The sequence below is a fragment of the Limosilactobacillus gastricus PS3 genome, from assembly GCF_000247775.1.
GTDB classification, from domain to species: domain Bacteria; phylum Bacillota; class Bacilli; order Lactobacillales; family Lactobacillaceae; genus Limosilactobacillus; species Limosilactobacillus gastricus_A.
In genome coordinates this window covers 17,966-34,713 of the sequence record NZ_AICN01000067.1, presented here as the reverse complement: position 1 = coordinate 34,713, position 16,748 = coordinate 17,966, and the positions used below count along the sequence as shown (strand labels likewise).

At 41.3% G+C, this 16,748-nt stretch carries 18 protein-coding genes and 1 pseudogene; 10 read left to right on the top strand and 9 right to left on the bottom strand.

The genetic code is table 11. The annotated features are described in order from the left end of the window. Positions 1 to 89 precede the first annotated feature (89 nt). The 5 genes from thiW (at position 90) to PS3_RS07700 (ending at position 3,287) form a co-directional block, all read left to right on the top strand. Entirely contained in the window at positions 90 to 605 is a 516-nt protein-coding gene (thiW, locus tag PS3_RS07720; protein WP_007122560.1) for an energy coupling factor transporter S component ThiW, read from the top strand. A gap of 1 nt (position 606) precedes the next feature. Then, positions 607 to 1,266, top strand: a complete 660-nt coding sequence (gene tenA / locus PS3_RS07715) for a thiaminase II (RefSeq protein ID WP_007122559.1) — start codon at positions 607 to 609, stop codon at positions 1,264 to 1,266. Positions 1,267 to 1,329: 63 nt separating this feature from the next. Beyond that, on the top strand, positions 1,330 to 2,484 hold the full coding sequence (locus tag PS3_RS09950; RefSeq protein ID WP_050950896.1) for a DUF4767 domain-containing protein: 1,155 nt from the start codon (positions 1,330 to 1,332) through the stop codon (positions 2,482 to 2,484). A gap of 289 nt (positions 2,485 to 2,773) precedes the next feature. Then, a complete protein-coding gene (locus PS3_RS07705; RefSeq protein ID WP_040468673.1) occupies positions 2,774 to 3,040 on the top strand; it encodes a type II toxin-antitoxin system Phd/YefM family antitoxin in 267 nt (88 codons plus the stop codon). Continuing rightward, positions 3,033 to 3,287 carry a Txe/YoeB family addiction module toxin gene (locus tag PS3_RS07700; RefSeq protein WP_040468671.1) on the top strand — a complete coding sequence of 85 codons (255 nt, stop codon included), beginning with the start codon at positions 3,033 to 3,035 and terminating at the stop codon, positions 3,285 to 3,287. Before PS3_RS07705 ends, PS3_RS07700 begins: the two co-directional genes overlap by 8 nt. 130 nt (positions 3,288 to 3,417) lie before the next feature. On the opposite strand, the gene PS3_RS07695 is transcribed toward PS3_RS07700, so the two are convergent. From PS3_RS07695 to PS3_RS07680, 4 genes are all read right to left on the bottom strand, one after another. Beyond that, the gene (locus tag PS3_RS07695) at positions 3,418 to 4,527 is read right to left on the bottom strand and encodes a 5-methyltetrahydropteroyltriglutamate--homocysteine S-methyltransferase (protein WP_007122558.1); all 1,110 of its coding nucleotides are present in this window, start codon (positions 4,525 to 4,527) and stop codon (positions 3,418 to 3,420) included. Positions 4,528 to 4,543: 16 nt separating this feature from the next. Next, positions 4,544 to 5,656, bottom strand: coding sequence for a 5-methyltetrahydropteroyltriglutamate--homocysteine S-methyltransferase (locus tag PS3_RS07690; RefSeq protein ID WP_007122557.1), 1,113 nt, complete (start codon positions 5,654 to 5,656; stop codon positions 4,544 to 4,546). 34 nt (positions 5,657 to 5,690) lie between these two features. Further along, positions 5,691 to 6,431, bottom strand: coding sequence for a cyclase family protein (locus PS3_RS07685; RefSeq protein ID WP_040468669.1), 741 nt, complete (start codon positions 6,429 to 6,431; stop codon positions 5,691 to 5,693). A gap of 384 nt (positions 6,432 to 6,815) precedes the next feature. Further along, complete coding sequence (locus PS3_RS07680) at positions 6,816 to 7,703, bottom strand: LysR family transcriptional regulator (protein ID WP_050950895.1); 888 nt, start codon at positions 7,701 to 7,703, stop codon at positions 6,816 to 6,818. Positions 7,704 to 7,811: 108 nt separating this feature from the next. On the opposite strand from PS3_RS07680, the gene PS3_RS07675 reads away from it, so the two are divergent. Continuing rightward, the gene (locus tag PS3_RS07675; protein WP_007122556.1) at positions 7,812 to 8,642 is read left to right on the top strand and encodes an SDR family oxidoreductase; all 831 of its coding nucleotides are present in this window, start codon (positions 7,812 to 7,814) and stop codon (positions 8,640 to 8,642) included. 51 nt (positions 8,643 to 8,693) lie between these two features. Here the strand turns inward: PS3_RS07675 and PS3_RS10700 are convergent, their stop codons facing one another. Continuing rightward, positions 8,694 to 9,305: a sugar O-acetyltransferase gene (locus tag PS3_RS10700; protein ID WP_040468679.1), complete on the bottom strand. Its 612-nt coding sequence runs from the start codon at positions 9,303 to 9,305 to the stop codon at positions 8,694 to 8,696. A 93-nt stretch (positions 9,306 to 9,398) separates the two neighbouring features. Beyond that, a pseudogene (locus PS3_RS10695) lies at positions 9,399 to 9,728 on the bottom strand (DapH/DapD/GlmU-related protein); the annotation flags it as partial. Positions 9,729 to 10,494: 766 nt separating this feature from the next. Between PS3_RS10695 and PS3_RS07660 the strand changes: the two are divergent. Genes PS3_RS07660 through PS3_RS07650 form a run of 3 tightly spaced genes read left to right on the top strand, consistent with a single transcriptional unit; the run spans position 10,495 to position 13,047 of the window. Beyond that, entirely contained in the window at positions 10,495 to 11,268 is a 774-nt protein-coding gene (locus PS3_RS07660) for a lysophospholipid acyltransferase family protein (protein ID WP_040468668.1), read from the top strand. Then, positions 11,265 to 12,107 (top strand): glycosyltransferase, encoded by an 843-nt coding sequence (locus PS3_RS07655; protein ID WP_040468666.1) that lies wholly within the window; start codon positions 11,265 to 11,267, stop codon positions 12,105 to 12,107. Before PS3_RS07660 ends, PS3_RS07655 begins: the two co-directional genes overlap by 4 nt. Continuing rightward, a complete protein-coding gene (locus PS3_RS07650; protein ID WP_040468665.1) occupies positions 12,097 to 13,047 on the top strand; it encodes a glycosyltransferase family 8 protein in 951 nt (316 codons plus the stop codon). The genes PS3_RS07655 and PS3_RS07650 overlap by 11 nt, the downstream gene beginning before the upstream one ends. A gap of 40 nt (positions 13,048 to 13,087) precedes the next feature. Here the strand turns inward: PS3_RS07650 and PS3_RS07645 are convergent, their stop codons facing one another. Beyond that, positions 13,088 to 14,173, bottom strand: coding sequence for an ATP-binding protein (locus PS3_RS07645; RefSeq protein ID WP_040468664.1), 1,086 nt, complete (start codon positions 14,171 to 14,173; stop codon positions 13,088 to 13,090). 100 nt (positions 14,174 to 14,273) lie between these two features. Continuing rightward, positions 14,274 to 15,473: a M20 family metallopeptidase gene (locus PS3_RS07640; protein WP_040468663.1), complete on the bottom strand. Its 1,200-nt coding sequence runs from the start codon at positions 15,471 to 15,473 to the stop codon at positions 14,274 to 14,276. A gap of 118 nt (positions 15,474 to 15,591) precedes the next feature. Here PS3_RS07640 and PS3_RS07635 point away from each other — a divergent pair, with 118 nt between their 5' ends. Beyond that, positions 15,592 to 15,918 carry a DMT family transporter gene (locus tag PS3_RS07635; protein ID WP_040468662.1) on the top strand — a complete coding sequence of 109 codons (327 nt, stop codon included), beginning with the start codon at positions 15,592 to 15,594 and terminating at the stop codon, positions 15,916 to 15,918. On the opposite strand, the gene PS3_RS07630 is transcribed toward PS3_RS07635, so the two are convergent. Next, complete coding sequence (locus tag PS3_RS07630) at positions 15,893 to 16,738, bottom strand: PfkB family carbohydrate kinase (protein ID WP_007122554.1); 846 nt, start codon at positions 16,736 to 16,738, stop codon at positions 15,893 to 15,895. The genes PS3_RS07635 and PS3_RS07630 overlap by 26 nt on opposite strands. Positions 16,739 to 16,748 lie beyond the last annotated feature (10 nt).

Here is a 16,748-nt window from a genome sequence, read left to right as displayed (position 1 = left end):
GTAGGTATCTGCCCTTACCGAGCCTTTTTCTTTATTTCAACAGCGCTTAATAACGGATTGTCAAATCTATTTAGAAAGGAGTTGTTGAAATGAATTATCAACATCAACACATCTATCGCCTGACTCTTACCGCGATTCTGGTGGCTTTAGCTACTTGTGGAGCTAGTTTATTCTCCTTCCCCATAGGCGTTGCCAAAGTTGCTCCCGTCCAGCACTTTATTAATGTCTTGTCCGGGATTTTGCTAGGTCCGGAATGGGCTTTGTTGCAAGCCTGTTTAACTTCGCTATTACGAAATCTCTTAGGAACTGGAACGATTCTGGCCTTCCCTGGCAGTATGATCGGAGCCTTTTTAAGTGGTTGGTTCTACCAACACACGAAAAAACTTTGGGCCGGAGTATCAGGTGAAATCGTGGGCACGGGAATCATTGGAGCCATTATTGCCCGACCAGTAGCAGCACTTTTTATGGGAACGAAGGGCGCAATTTGGATTTTTGTGCCCAGTTTTTTCCTCAGTACCTTGGTCGGATCTCTAGTTGCCTACCTATTTTTAAAGGCGGCTTGGCCACTTATTAACCGTTGCTTAATCAAACAACAGGAGGATTAACATGACTTTTACTGATCAAATTCAAGAAGCTGCCATGCCATTATGGCAACGTAGTTTTGTCCATCCCTTTATCCAAGAATTAACTCAAGGAACTTTACCACTGTCCACTTTCCGTTACTATCTGATCCAAGATTATTTTTATTTAAAGAATTTCTGTGATCTACATGGCGAAATCGCGGCCCAATCACAAGTTGAGGCAGAAAGAAACGCTCTCTTAGCTGGTGAGCGAACCTTAAATCATGGTGAAGTCGCTATCCGTCAGGGAATGTTTAAAACCCTCAAGATAGAAAAAGCTGAGGTCAATCAACTAGGCATCGCCCCAACTTGTTATAACTATGTCAACCACATGCGTGCTGCCTTAGCTGCAGGCGGTCCAGAAGTTGGCATCGCAGCTTTATTGCCTTGCTACTGGCTCTATCATGCTGTTGGTCAGCACTTACAGGCTCACGGTTCACCAGTCGCCCTCTATCAACAATGGATTGATAATTATATTGATGATGATTATGCCCAAGCAGTTGATCGCATGCTGGATCTTGTAAATCAAGGAGCTCAACAAGTTGATTCAACTACCCGGGATCAAATGGCGGAGTCCTTTATCCGAAGTAGCGCTTATGAACTTCAATTCTGGGAAATGGCTTATCAAAAGGAGCAGTGGAATTAGTTAATTAATTGAGATGCCCCCCTATGCTGGATAGACAAATCCAGTATAGGGGGGCATCTCAATTTGGTAACCATCCTTAATATAATTCTGGTTGAAAAATTGCCCATTTTATTGACTAATAAGCCAACCGAAGAATATATTTATGAATATGTATTTAAAAACTTAAAAAATATAGGAGTAATTATGAAATTTTGTAAACATTGTGGTGCCAAATTAACCGATGAAGATGTATTTTGTCCCAATTGCGGAAATAAAGTAGAAAAAGGTGACAACACTCATTCAAATCAAAATGGTAAATCTAATAGTAGGAAATACTGGTATATTGTAGGACTAGTTATTGTGGTATTTGCAATAGGTGGAATCGCACTAGCCCTTCATCATCAAAAAAAGATTTCAACTTCCAGCAATTCCACAAGTACAGTTACAAGTTCGTCAAAAAGCAATAGTTCAAAATCAAATAATTTATGGGATTCATCAAAAAATAGCCAACTGAAAACATTTATTAATTCGTGGGCACCAAAAATGAATCAGTCCTACGCTCAATTAAGCAAAAATAATTACAGCAACAAACAATTCAGTAACAATACAGTAAATGGATCTTCAACTAGCTTAGGATGGTCTAACGACGGTTCTGGGAAATATGATTATAATGTTGTGGCTATGTACAACTATAATAAGCAAGGGACAGCCGCATCAACTACCATTGGAACTCAACATATTACATACGCCTTTGCTTTTCATGATGACAGTCCTATTGCCCTAGTGAGTGAAACAAGTAGTGGTAAGATGAACTGGACTGAAACCAAAAACAGCGATGTAAAGTCGGCTTTTACTAGTATCGCTACTAGCAATATCAGTCAAACAAACTCAAATATCAATAGTTCATCAAATAACGATAGCAACGCGCAACCTAGTCAAGCGGCCATTGCTGTAATGGCATATATGAAGGCTAAAGGCATTACTGACGCCAGTACTATAGGGACGCTTAAAGAAACTAGCGAAGATGGATACAATTATATTGGGGTGAATGGGTACATTAAATATTCAATAAATGGCGACAGTGTAATGGCTGACGGGCAAATATATAGTTTAAGAGAACTAGAAAATGAACTTTATAAAACAAGTGCCCAACAGCAAGCAGTAAATAATGCCGCTAACCGAATTGAAGGTGCCATGAAAGATTATGGTAATGGGTGGAGTGAATACAAGAACGAATAGTTATTAAGGTATGATTATGAGATATTGTAATAAATGTGTCCTAAATTAAGCGAGTCAGACGGGTTCTGTCCTAAATGTGGTTATCAAATTAACAATTCTCGATCCAATCGAAAAATTACGGAAATGTTTCAAAAGCTGCTCGTTCAAGTAATACGATCAGTAAATCAGTTACATCTAATTGGTCCCCTGTCAATTACAGATAAAAAATATTGAAATTAATCGAATTAAACTTGTACAACTTCTTGTCAAATAATATGATTATATAAAATAAGAAAGAGAGGTCATGTACATGGACGCTATAGTTTATTCTAACTTTAGAAATAACCTTAAGGACTACATGAAAAAGGTTAATGACGAATATGAGCCATTAATGGTAGTTAACAAAAATCCTGACGAAGACATTGTTGTTTTATCCAAAAAAAATTGGGATAGTATTCAAGAAACAATTCGACTAATGAGTAATGAATATCTTTCTGATAAGGTTCTATCCGGGATAGAACAGGTTAAGCAAAGAAATATCGAACAGCACCAACTGGTAGAGGATGAAGATGTTTAACTTTACAGAACAGGCCTGGAAAGATTACATTTCATGGCAACGTGAAGACAAAAAAATACTCAAGAGGATTAATCGTTTGATTGATGATATTAAACGCAATCCTTTTGAAGGTATTGGGAAACCTGAACCATTGAAATATCGCTACTCAGGAACTTGGTCGCGCCGTATTAATGATGAACATCGATTGGTCTATATGGTAGAAAAAGATGAAATCTTTTTCTTGTCTTTTAGAGATCACTATAAATAAATATAAACAGATAACAAAACAACTTTGGTTATTCACTATTGAGTACTGATAGAGAAATCTAACAGTGCTCTTTTAATTTTACAAAGTAAAAAGAAAGAGAAGACAGTTACCCCATCTTCTCATGATTAATTTATCCCCAAATTTCTTTGGCGGTATCAATTACTAACTTAATTTTGGCCCATTGTTGGGCTTCGGTTAACTTATTCCCTTCTTCCGTCGAGGCAAAGCCACATTGTGTTGAAAGTGCCAAATCTTCTAATGCCACATATTGACTAGCCTCTTTCACCCGCGCTTTTAAGACTGCCGGATCTTCTAGTTCTGGTTTCTTACTTGTTACCAAGCCGATCACCACTTCTTTGCCGGCTGGCACTTCGACCAAAGGTGCAAAATCACCAGACCGATCGTCATCAAATTCAAGATAGAAGGCATCAACCTTTTCCTTGGCAAACAAATCTTTTGCAACTGGGGCATAACCACCACTAGAAGCCCACGTCGAATGGAAATTCCCGCGACAAACGTGGGTCGAAATCCGCAGATCAGCTGGTAAATCAACCAAGGCATCATTATTTAATTGCAAGAACTTACTTTGTAAGTCGGCCCGATCAAAGATTTCACTTCCGGGTCCCTGCCAGAATGATTCATCCACTAGGACACCCCAGGTACAATCATCCAACTTGATATCACGTGCTCCCGCATCATACAAGGCGAGAATTAAATCCCGGTAGGCATTAGATATGTCGGACAACAATTCGTCTGTATTTGGATAAACCTGTTCTAAGGCTTTGACATTGCGTTCATCCCGCACTAATTCAAAATATAATTGTGCAGGAGAAGGAAAACTTTGACGGGGAACGATCCCAGTTGGCGTAATTGATTTTAAAAATTTAAAGGCCAACAAATCAGGATGTTGGGGGTTAAACTTGATCTTCCCGACCACAGTCGCCGAATCGGCCCGAGTTTCCTCATCGTGGAAGAAATAGCCATGCTCCGCTTGGGTATGATCAACCCCATCAAAGCCCCAAAAGGTATCTAAGTGCCAGTAACTCCGCCGGAATTCACCATCAGAAACCACCTTTAAGCCGGCTTCGACTTCCTTTTGCACTAACTTTTGGATTTCTTGATCCTCAACTTGTTTCAATTGATCATGATCAATTTGACCTTGTTCAAATTGTTCGCGGGCCTTCTTTAACGCTTCGGGGCGTAAAAAGCTCCCCACAATATCGTAATGTAAGTTCGTCATAATTTATTATCTCCTTTTATCCCCAAATTTCCTTAGCAGTATCAATTACTAACTTAATTTTAGCCCATTGTTGGTCTTCCGTTAGCTTATTACCTTCTTCGGTCGAGGCAAAGCCACATTGTGTTGAAAGCGCCAAATCTTCTAATGCTACATATTGACTGGCCTCTTGAACCCGCGCTTTAAGCGTTGCTGGATCTTCAAGTTCCGGTTTTTTACTAGTGACTAACCCCACCACGACTTCTTTGCCGGCAGGCACCTCGGCTAGTGGCGCAAAATCACCAGACCGATCATCATCGAATTCCAGATAGAAGGCATCCACCTTTTCCTTGGCAAACAGATGACTAGCGACTGGGGCATAGCCACCTTGAGCGGCCCAAGTAGAATGATAGTTCCCCCGACAAATATGGGTTGAAATTCGTAAATCCGCCGGCAAATCAACTAAAGCGTCATTATTAACTTTTAAGTAGGTGTCTTGTAAGGCATCCCGATCAAAACCAGCTGAGGCCATCGTAGCCCAAAATTCATCATCAACGACCATCCCCCAAGTACAATCATCCAGCTTAATATCCCGAGCCCCCGCGTCATACAAAGCCAAAATTAAATCACGATAAGCCTTGGAAATATCAGCCAAAAGGTCAGCTTCTTGGTCATAATATCGCTTGATGGCGGCGATATTTTCTTCCCCGCGGACTAATTCCGCATAGAACTGGGCGGGAGCGGGAATGCTTTGCCGAGGCGTTACATTGGTCCCATCCGTTAAGGTCTTTAAGAATTTGAAGGCCTCTACATCAGGATGTCCTGGTTGAAAGCTAATTTTACCAGCAACTTGTGCTGAATCGGCCCGGGTTTCTTCATCATGGAAGAAATAACCATTCTCAGGAACCGTATGTTTAACGCCCCCAAAGCCCCAGAAGGTATCTAAGTGCCAGTAACTCCGCCGGAATTCACCATCGGAAACGACCTTTAAGCCAACCTCAATTTCCTTTTGAACCAACTTTTTAATTTCTTGATCTTCAACTTGCTTTAATTGGTCATGATCAATCTGGCCATGTTCAAATTGTTCTCGCGCCGTCTTTAAAGCTGCTGGCCGTAAAAAACTTCCTACAATATCATAATGTAACTTCGTCATAATCTACACTCTCTCTTTCTCTTCTACCTAATTACTAATCAAAAATGGCCACTGCTCGCACTGGAAAACCGGGAGCTTTTTCAGCCCGCGGCACTGAAATTAAAATTTCTGCTCCCGTAGGTGGAACTTGATCAAGATTCGTTAACAACTCCACTTGAAAGTGACCATGCGATAACACATAATACTCCGCTGGCAAACCATCCGTTTGATCCACCGCCGTGTCAGTGTCAAAGGTTTCATGACCGTTTGCTTTGGCATGGCGCTCTTCATAAATATATTTAAGCGCTTCAATGCTCCAGCCGGGATAATGGTTTTGTCCGGCCGCATCCTGATTTTCGAATTTGGCTTGTGATGGCCACCGCTTACTCCAATCCGTCCGCAGGGCCACGAAAGCCCCCGCTGGGATTTCACCATGTTCTTGCTCCCAAGCTTGCAGATCCTCAACAGTTAAACTGCGATCTGGATCTTGTGCAGCTAGCTCACTGTGGTCAATGACCACCAGAGGTAACACTAAATCTTTGATCGGCAAATCATCAATATAGCGTTGATCACCTGCGTAAAAATGCACAGGCGGATCCAAATGGGTCCCATATTGACCGGGAAAAGTATATTGCTTAACGAAGAAGCCATCCTGATCCGTGGTAAAAATTGTTTTAAATTCCGCCGGCTGGAAAGCTGGGAAGTGTGGGCTATCAGGGCCAAAGGGATGGGTCAAATCCACCCAGTGCTTACTTTTTAATTGTTCAAATAGCGCTTGTGTCGAAGTTTTCGTCATTTCTAAACCCCTTTCCGCTGAGCAAATAAAAAGTCCCTAGGAAATATCAATGGATACTTCCTAGGGACGGTTAATGGAACCATTAACGTGATACCACCCTCGTTTCAGCTAATACTCACATATTAGCCCTTACTGACTACAAAATTATAGTCGGATGAGATATCGTTCACCACTCGTTTATCGCTTGTCATCCTTGCAATAAATCTAGCTCCAAGACCATTTTCATAAGGTTTACCTGCCTAACTCACACCAGCCGTTAGTTCTCTGCTTCTCGAAACCATTACTACTTATCTTTTCTCAGCATTTTATAATTAATTTTTAATCATACTAACAACCATCTTTCATTTTGTCAAGGATGTTTTTTAACTTTTTTAAGTTCGTTAATCAGCTCGCTACCCAAATTCCTTGATGGTACCGGCTCCAGATGTCAATTAAAGTTCGTAAAGGAACAGGAATTTCGCCACGGCGCATCACCATTGAGCAAGGGATCATCACTTCTTCTGCTAATGGCAACCAAGACAAGCCCGGTGTCGCATCCTTTAAAAAAGTTGGCGTTAAACAGATGCCCCGCTTCGTTAACACATGGGTAATGGTGGTGGCGTGATTGGGGGAATTAATCGTTTGGACCTGATAATCGGTGACAACTTGATTCTGAAGCTGTTTTAGTTCTTTCGGACTAACCGAACCGACGATTAGAGTCCGGTTAGCTAACTGAGCTAGGTCAACTTTCGCTAAGCTAGCCAAGGGATCCTGCTGATTAACTAATAAATTAACGGGGCTATCGTATAAGGGAATGGTTTGTAAATCTCCGCCCTTAGGCAAACTCGAGGTCACTGCAAAAGACAAATCTAACTGACCCGTTAGCAATTGGTCTAATTGATCGTTTCCCGATTCAAAAACCACATCCACAAAAATTTCAGGATACTGCTGATTAAATTCTAAAATCGCCTCTGGCAAATGGGGCAAAGCTGATAAGCCAAACAAACCCAAGCGAATAGCGAACTGATATTGGCGCCCTAAATTTTGAGCCCGTTCTATCGCCATTGATAAGTCATGGTTAATTTGACGAAGATCATGAATAAATTGTTTTCCCCCTGGGGTCAATACGGCACCCTTTCCTGAGCGTTCAAATAGTTTGATCCCCACCTCTTCTTCTAGGGTTTTAATATGGTAGGAAAGGGTCGGTTGGGAAATAAATAGGTTTTCTGCAGCTTGATTAAAATTTAAGGTTCGCGCCAATTCTAAGGCAGAGTTAATTTGTCGTGAGTTCATTATAGGCCTCTTAATTAAATTTTTGAATCGATAATAGAAATATTCAGCTAACATTTTCTATTATGATCCTTTACAATGAACTTGTAAACAAATTAGGAGGCAACAATTATGTTAAAACAACCAAAAGAAATTATCATCTTGTTAGGTGCTGGTCAAATGGGTTTAAAAATCGTCCAACGCCTAGCTAGCAACCACACCATCTTATTAGGTGACATTAGCGAAGACAATCTCGCTCGGGCTAAAGAAGGCTTGCTTGATGCTGGCTTTGTCGTCGAAACTAAAATTGTCGACGGAAGTCAGCGGGAGTCGATCCAAGCCTTTGCTGATTATGCTCAATCACTCGGTGAAGTAACTAACTATATCCATACCGCCGGGGTTTCGCCCAACATGGCCAATCCACAACCGATTATTGATGTGGACCTAGTCGGAACCGCAATTGCTTTAGAAATTTTTCGCGATGTAATCGCCCCTGGTGGTGCCGGCTTAGTCATTTCCAGTCAAGCTGGTCACATGTTCCCACTTGATCCAGAATTAGAACAACAATTAGCCACCGTCCCCGCTGATCAATTGGCCGCTTTACCTGGCGTTAAAGCAATTGATAATTCTGGCTTAGCCTATGGTGTTGCTAAGCGGGCTAACATCGTTCGTGTCCAACACGAAGCGGTTTTATGGGGTGATCATGGGGCACGCTTGAACACGGTTAGTCCTGGAGTTATTATCACTCCTTTGGCCCGGCACGAATTAACCGCCCAACCGGAAGCTTATGGCGAAATGATCGAAACAAGTCCGGCTGGACGTCCTGGAACTCCAGATGAAGTGGCGGCTGCCGCTGAATTCTTACTTGATCCCAAAAATAGTTTCATTACCGGAACTGATCTTTTAATTGATGGTGGGGTCATTGCCGCCATGGCTACTGGTCGTTACCAACTACATGGCTAATTTTTTAAAGGGTGACAAGAAACTAATTTACCGTTTCTTGCCACCCTTTTTCTACTCATCCAAATCTACCCGCCGATCCTTATAATAGTATTGACGATCATGATCATTGATTTCACGGAGCACCCGACATGGATTCCCAACGGCTACGACATTAGCAGGCAAGTCCTTGGTAACCACGCTTCCAGCCCCCACGACCGTATTGTCACCAATGGTTACTCCTGGTAAGACGGTCACGTTAGCCCCAAGCCAACAATTTTTACCAATATGAACCTGTTGATTATGTTGATATTTTTTAAGCCGATATGCTGGCCAAATCGGATGACCCGCCGTCGAAATATTGACATTAGGTCCAATCATCGTGTCATCGCCGATATAAATATCGGCATCATCAACTAAGGTTAAATTGAAGTTCGCATACACCCGATCACCTAAATGAGTATGGAAACCACCCCAATTGGCATGCAAGGGCGGCTCAATATAACATTCTTCCCCACAGTCTGCAAACATCTTTTTTAACATGGCTGCTTGTTTTGGATCGCCCGGTTCAAGATTATTGTACTGATACTGCAATTTCATATGAATCTGTTGTTCAGCTAAAATCGCTGGATCCTCAGGTAAATAAAGACTACCGTCCCGCATTTTTTCAAATTCACTTTTTGCCATCTTAGGTTCTACTTTTTCTACTTGCACTTGCTGAATTACTCGACATGGATTTCCAGCAGCAACCACGTGAGCTGGAATATCTTTCGTCACGATACTGCCGGCTTCAATAATTGCCCCTTTACCAATGGTTACTCCAGGCAAAATAATGACTTGATCACCGATCACACAGTCATCATCTAGGTGGACAGCCAGATTAAAAGCTAATCGTCGCCGTCGTAAGGTCGGGTCAACCGGATGACCGGCAACCGAAATGGTTACGCTGGCACCAATCTGAACCCGATCACCAATTATAATCGGTGCATCATCAACTAAGGTTAAACCGGGGCCAATCTTAACATCCCGACCTACTTCCACGAATTGACCGCCCCATACCGAAAATAACGGAGGTCTCAGTTGACTTCCATCACCAAAAGCGGCGAACATCCTTTTTAAAATGGTATGATCCGCCGTTTGGTTGAACAACCGTTGCTTCTTTAATTGTTCGGTATTTGAAATCCCGAGGTTGGGATCTTCTGGTCGATAAAGATAACCATTCTGCATCCGGTCAAATACGTCCATCGCCGCCTCCGTGAATCCGCTTTCAAAGATACGTTTTATTATACAAAGCTGATATTCCACTGCTAGCTATTACCCTTAATTTGTTTGTCATAAATCAGTCTGGGATTGAATTATAGCTGATTTTTAGTTATACTAAGATACGAAAAGAGAGCCGATCAGTTGCGGTGATCGACTCTCAATCGTGATTTGGCACTTTGTTTTGATTTGCTAACTACGGCTTATTGTCGTGGTTAGCTCTTTTAATTACCACATAATGCATGGACCATCGCTAGAATAATCTTATCTAGCCTGGCAATCATCATACAGACAATTACCGTCAAAACTGCGCCTTCCTTATTAAATTTCACTTTGGTAGTACCTCCATGATTTGATTTAGTGAGAGCTACTCCAAGTGCCAGATAATAAAATCACTAGGCTGGCATCTAGGGTAGCTACTCCCAGGATACGAGCTTATTTTTATTATAGGAAATTTGAGAAAGTCAGAGAAGACATATCAAAAGTTAAGTAAATAGTACTCTGAGTAATCATTGCCAGACGGCAGCAATGAATTTAGGCGGTTTTGTAACTCATTAAAAAGGTTTATAATATATACTTATTAACCTAATGATCCGAAGCATATGGGGAGCATTGCATGAACCAAAAGACATATTATTATGATTCCCTTACCGATGATATTGTTGAGAGTCGGCATCAAGATTATCAGTTACCATCTGTTTATCAATGGCTACCTCGTGGCCTTTGGCAATCCTTAATCCGTTGGTTAGTCCGCACCGGAGCAACTGGCTTTGCCTTTATCTATACCAGATTATTTTGCGGGGTTAAGATCGTCAATCGGGCTAAGCTCAAACCCTTTCGTCAGCAAGCTTACATCATTTATGGTAATCACACACAGCCCGTTAACGATGTCTTTATGCCCTTATTAATTACTAATCCCTATCATTTTTATGCCTTAGCTGCACCAGCTAATTGGGGTATCCCTATAATTGGAAAGCTATTAAAATATGGTGGTGCCATTCCAACCGGTCAGACTCAAAGCCAACTCCGATCCATGCTTGACGCCATTGACCAACTTCTGCACCAGGGTGGTCACCTCGTCATTTACCCCGAAGCGCATGTCTGGCCCAGCTATACCAAAATTCGCCCCTTTGCGACCAGTTCTTTTCGCTTTGCGGTTAGTCACCAGGTTCCCACTTTTGTCATGACCACCACCTATCAAGGAAAACGGTGGACGGGTCAACCCAAGATCGTGGTTTATCTGGATGGTCCTTATCAAGCGCCAACTAATCTCAAAACAAAAGCCCAGCAAAAATGGCTCCATGATCAAGTTAGTCGTCAAATGCAACAACGCGCCCAACTAAATACCTATCAACAATTTAACTATCAAAAGGAGGACGCTAACCAATGAACATTCTATTTTGTGGCGATCAGCAAGCTGCGGATGGATTCTTAATTACGAGTTTGTCACTAGCCAAACATGTTAGTGAACCCCTCCATATCTATGTGATGACTATGGCGATTACGACGTCAGAGAAATCTTTTCAACCGGTCAATGCAGCCACAGCTCAGTTAATTGAGCAACAAATCAAGCTAGTCAATCCAGATAGTCGTGTGATTTTAATTGATGCTGGCGACTACTTTCAAGCCCAACCGCCGGTCGCAAACCTGGCATCACGTTTCACGCCCTTTTCGATGTTACGACTTTACGCTGATCAAATTCCCACAATTCCTGATCGAATTTTATATTTAGATAATGACATCATCTGTCGGAAATCATTTGACCAATTTTATTATCAAGATCTGACTGACATTGAAATGGTCGGCGTCCTGGATCATTATGGAAAGTGGCTCTTTCACCACGAACACCGGGCCTTAGATTATTTAAATTCAGGCGTTCTTTTACTAAACCTCGCCGAAATCAAACAGACTGGCTTATTTGAAAAATGCCGGCAATACCTTGCGACAAAGACTTTATTTATGCCGGATCAATCCGCCTTGAATATTTTAGCGCAACATAAGCGGATTGCTCCGCGGCGCTACAATGACCAACGACGTCTCCATAAAAATACGGTTTTCCAACATTTCCCAACTAGCTTTCGCTTTTTCCCTTGGGTACATACTTTAACTGTTAAGCCTTGGGAAGTGAATCGGATGCATAATCAACTTCATTTACACGAATATGATCAATTATTAGACCAATACCAAGACTTAATTCATCAATTGAAAGGAGCAGCTAGTGTCCACTAACACCCCCATTTTCTACACGATCAGTAATGACTTTGTCCCCTATGCAGCCGTTTCCCTGCAATCATTGATTTCAAATGCTAATCCTAACCGCAACTACCAAGTAATTTTCATCCACGAAGATCTCACTGCACAATCAAAAGCAGTTTTAGCTAGCCTCGTACCAGATCAAATCCAAGTTGATTTTTACCAGGTCGTCCCTGATATGCTAGAAGGAATCGACAATCGACCGGAAAATTTTTTGCGGGCCGATTTTTATACCCCAGCCATCTTCTATCGGCTTTTCATCGCTAACCTTTTTCCACAGTTTGATCGGGCACTTTATATTGATGCGGATACGGTGTGGGCTGATCGGCCCGATGAGTTATTAGATACTCCGCTTGATGATTACCTCATGGCGGCAGTACCAGATCATTCCATTGAACACGTTGAACCCATGTTAGCTTATATTAAAGGGGCAATCGGAATACCACCAGCCAAGTATATTAATTCGGGGGTTTTAGTTTTAAATTTAGCTCAAATGCGCGCTATCAAGTTCCAAGAACAACTGTTAGCACTCATCAACCAATATCACTTTGACTGCATTGCTCCTGATCAAGATTATTTGAACGGGTTAGGTCAAGGAAAGATTAAGTATTTAGCTGAAACTAATAATGCGATGCCCAAAGATTGGCAATACGTCGATGAGATGATCGCTCATCCTCGCTTAGTCCACTACAATTTATTCTATAAGCCTTGGCATTTCGATCAGGTCATGTATGAAGAATATTTTTGGCAAGCCGCTAAACTAACACCTTTTTACGAGCAACTTTCACAAGAACGTACTCAGTACTCAGACCAAATTCGCCAGTCTGATCACGAAAAACTTGACCGTCTCATGGATAAGGCTGGTAAATTAGCTCTAGTCGAACCATCTTTTCGAACTATATTAAATAAAACGTAAAAGGCAGCTGCCTCCATTCATGGGAGTAGCTGCCTTTGGTTTAAATACCGAGATAAAAGATGGAATCAGGATTCTGAATTTGATTAATAAACTCACCAAAATATGGCAAAACATAGTCAACGTAACCCCGTCCAGCTGGGATAATCAATTTGCGCGAAATCGCCCGTCGACGATATTGAGAAACGAAAACTTTGTCCTTTCCCAGAATTTGACAAACGTCTTCTAACTTCGTGTGATCCTTTACGGCAATTAAATACTGGATATCAACTTTAGACAGTCCTTCAAAAATTTTTTGATACGCATTTTCGAATAAATAAAGTTGATAATCCCGATTAATCTCCTCAAGATCAGCAAATGATAAAGTTCCATTACCATTATTTTCTAAGTATTGATATGCTAGATAACCTAATAACTGAAAACCGTAGGAATATCCTTTTACCATTTGTGCCATCTTACTTAAGACAACTTGATCAGCTTGAAACACCTGTTGGTAGTTCTTCAAAACTGATAGATTATCTAGGGGTTCCATTTCGATTTTTTCTGACCGCAATAGATAAGTCAACTTAGTATTATTTTGAAGATCTAAAACTAAATCCGGCAAACCTGTCATCAAAACGAAAATAGGATATTTCTTTCGTTTTAACGACGAATAGATTTGCGCAAAATTTTGAATTTCTGGAGAATCATTAACTTCATCAATTGTGATCAAAACCTTCTTATTGGCCTTCTGTATTTCCGTCATCAGCCGATCTAGGGCTACTTCAACTACCATCTCATCCTGATGTTTCGTAATAGAAAAATTTGAAATACTAATTGATTCAATACTATCCAAAGCTTTAGCAATCTTGCTTTTGACTTCATGGTACAACTGATTAACGAGATTCGCTAAAATATTTTCCCGATTTAAAAGGTCAATACAGACAAAATCTTCATTCTGAGCAAGAACTTCTGAGACTCGAGTCATAAAAACCGTTTTCCCAGATCCACGAACACCAGTGATAAAAAAGGAACGAGAAAAATCACTTTGCGCAATTATGTAGGCTAACCCCTCTGCGCTTTCTCGACCATCTTTCTCTAAAAACAAGCGTGGTACATCCCCAAAAGTGGGATTAAAGGGGTTTTTCATCTTACTCACTTCCTTTTTAAATTCTTTTAAACCCTTTTAAACTTCTCTTTTTTATTTTAAACTCTTTTAAACTTCATATCAATATTTGAAACTAGTTTCTCTAATCATTTTCTGAACAGGTCACCTGCCATTGATCCTTAATGACTTGCAATGTTGCTGGTTGAACAAGTAAATCATAGGCCGTTAATGCCAATAATTTTGCCCCCGGAGCAATTGAATCCAACCCTTTTTTACTATCGGCAGCTTGGGCGAACTCCTCGGTATGGAAACTTATGAGATCATCAGTAATTGATGAAATCAATTGAATAGTGGGAACTACTTGACTAACGTTTCCCACATCAGATGAAGCCGCTACATCAAAAGTACCAGTTTGCAGATCCCGATCAGGTATTTGAACATCCCCAATATGTTGCCAAGCTAATTCATCAAATGCTGGTACCAGCACTTGATTATCCACCCGATGTTGTGCCGGTTCACAAGTCACGGTGGTCCCCGTAGCTAAGGCCGCCCCTTGGGCAATTTTCTCCATTTGTTGATAAACTTGTTCAACCGTTTTTCGTTGAAAGGCACGGATAAAGAACTGGGCGGCTGCATGTTCGGGAATAATATTAGGGAACTCACCTCCATCAGTGATGATGCCATGGACATTAGCATCTTTTGGCAAGTAGGCCCGCATTGCATTTAATCCATTAAAGGTCTCAATGACGCCAGCTAAGGCACTACGACCTTTTTCTGGATAGGCGGCCGCGTGAGACGGCGTTCCAGTGAATTTAATATTCATCGGGGCATTAGCTAAATACGGCACCGTCCTCGTCCAACGGCACCCCGCATGCATGCACAGGGCCGCATCGACATCGTCAAAGAAGCCTTCATCAACAAAATAGCCTTTGGATGAACCAAGTTCGCCCCCTTCTTCCCCCGGTGTACCATAAACCCGAATTTCACCACCAATTGCATCAACTACTTCTTTTAATGCAATCGCCGCTAGAAGTGAATAGACCCCATTCAAATTATGACCACAGGCATGACCTAGTTTGGGTAAAGCATCATATTCAGCTAAAAAGACCACGGTTGGACCAGTTTTAACGGATCGGTAGCAAGCATCAAAAGCCGTTCGATGACTAGCTACATCCATTCGGACCGTAAAACCAGTTTTTCGTAACTGGTCTGCCAAGGCTTTTGATGATTTAAATTCATAGTTACTAACTTCTGGATGTTCATGAATAAAATGGGCTAATTCCTGATATTCCATCAAATGTTGGTCAATATAATCTACAATTTTTGTTTGGGTCAGATTCATTATTAAACACTCTCCTCCCAATAGGTTACCTCGCATGTCATTTTTTAAATTCAAGTCTACTTTTAAAAAAATCGCATTGATATAATCCAAATACTATCTAATGGAGGTATATCTACACATGTTTGTATATTATTTAGAACTATTTTTCGCGATTTTATTTGAGTTGCTCGGGACTAATTTAATGAAATTTTCGGCTGGCTTTACCAAATTATGGTTTTCTTTGGGAACCCTAGCTTCCTATGCCCTTTGTTTCTATTTTCTGTCTTTATGTCTACAAGGCATTAAACTGAATATTGCCTATGCAACATGGGGTGGTGCCGGAATTGTCCTCGCCGCGATCGTTTCATTTGTTATTTTCAAAGAAAATATTTCCATGATGCAAGGACTTGGAATCACCTTAATTGTTATTGGTGTAGTTGTTACCAATCTTTCTGGCGGCCATTAGCTACTTCCGTACTTAATTTTCCTAACAATTTTGCTAACCGTAAGCCATACTTGCGATCATCTGCGGTTAAATGACTAGTTTCTTCTACCGCGATCTCCATGAGCTTGGTCGATTTTTGAACCGCTTCTTTTAGTGATACTCCACGTCGCAAAAAGCCTAACAGCAAAGGAGCGAAGGTATCACCCGTTCCATAGAAGTGCCCAAAAAAATATGGACTAGCAATAAATTCTAATTGATTATTCGCCGCAATTACACTGCCAATTTGATCCGCCATCCGTACCCCCGATACCACAACCGATGCTAAGATCCCCATTGATTCTAATTTATTTAAGCAATTCTGTACCCAAGCTAAATCTATCCACTTAGGAACTTCACGATCCGTCAACAAGGCTAATTCGGTCACATTGGGCGTAATCAGATCCGCCTTATGACACAATTGCCGAATGGCATCCACATAGTCAGAATCTAAGCCTGGGTACAGTTCACCTTGATCCGCCATGGCTGGATCCACCAAGACCAAACTCGGTCGGAATTTAGTCAAGGCATCAATTACATCACTGATTATTGCCTGATTTCCAAGATAACCGATTAAAGCCGTCGAAATCTTAACATTCTGGTCCTGCCAATGGCTAATGGTTGCTTTGAACCAAGCTGATGTTGCTAACTGAACCGGCTGACCAAAACCCTCCGTTTGGGTAGATAACAAACTCGTTGGTAAAGCTGCCGTAGCACAACCAAAGGTCTGTAGAATGCTCAATGAAGCGACCATTGAAATTTGCCCTAAGGCCGAGAAATCCTCAATGATTATGGTTGATTCCATTTTCTCACTC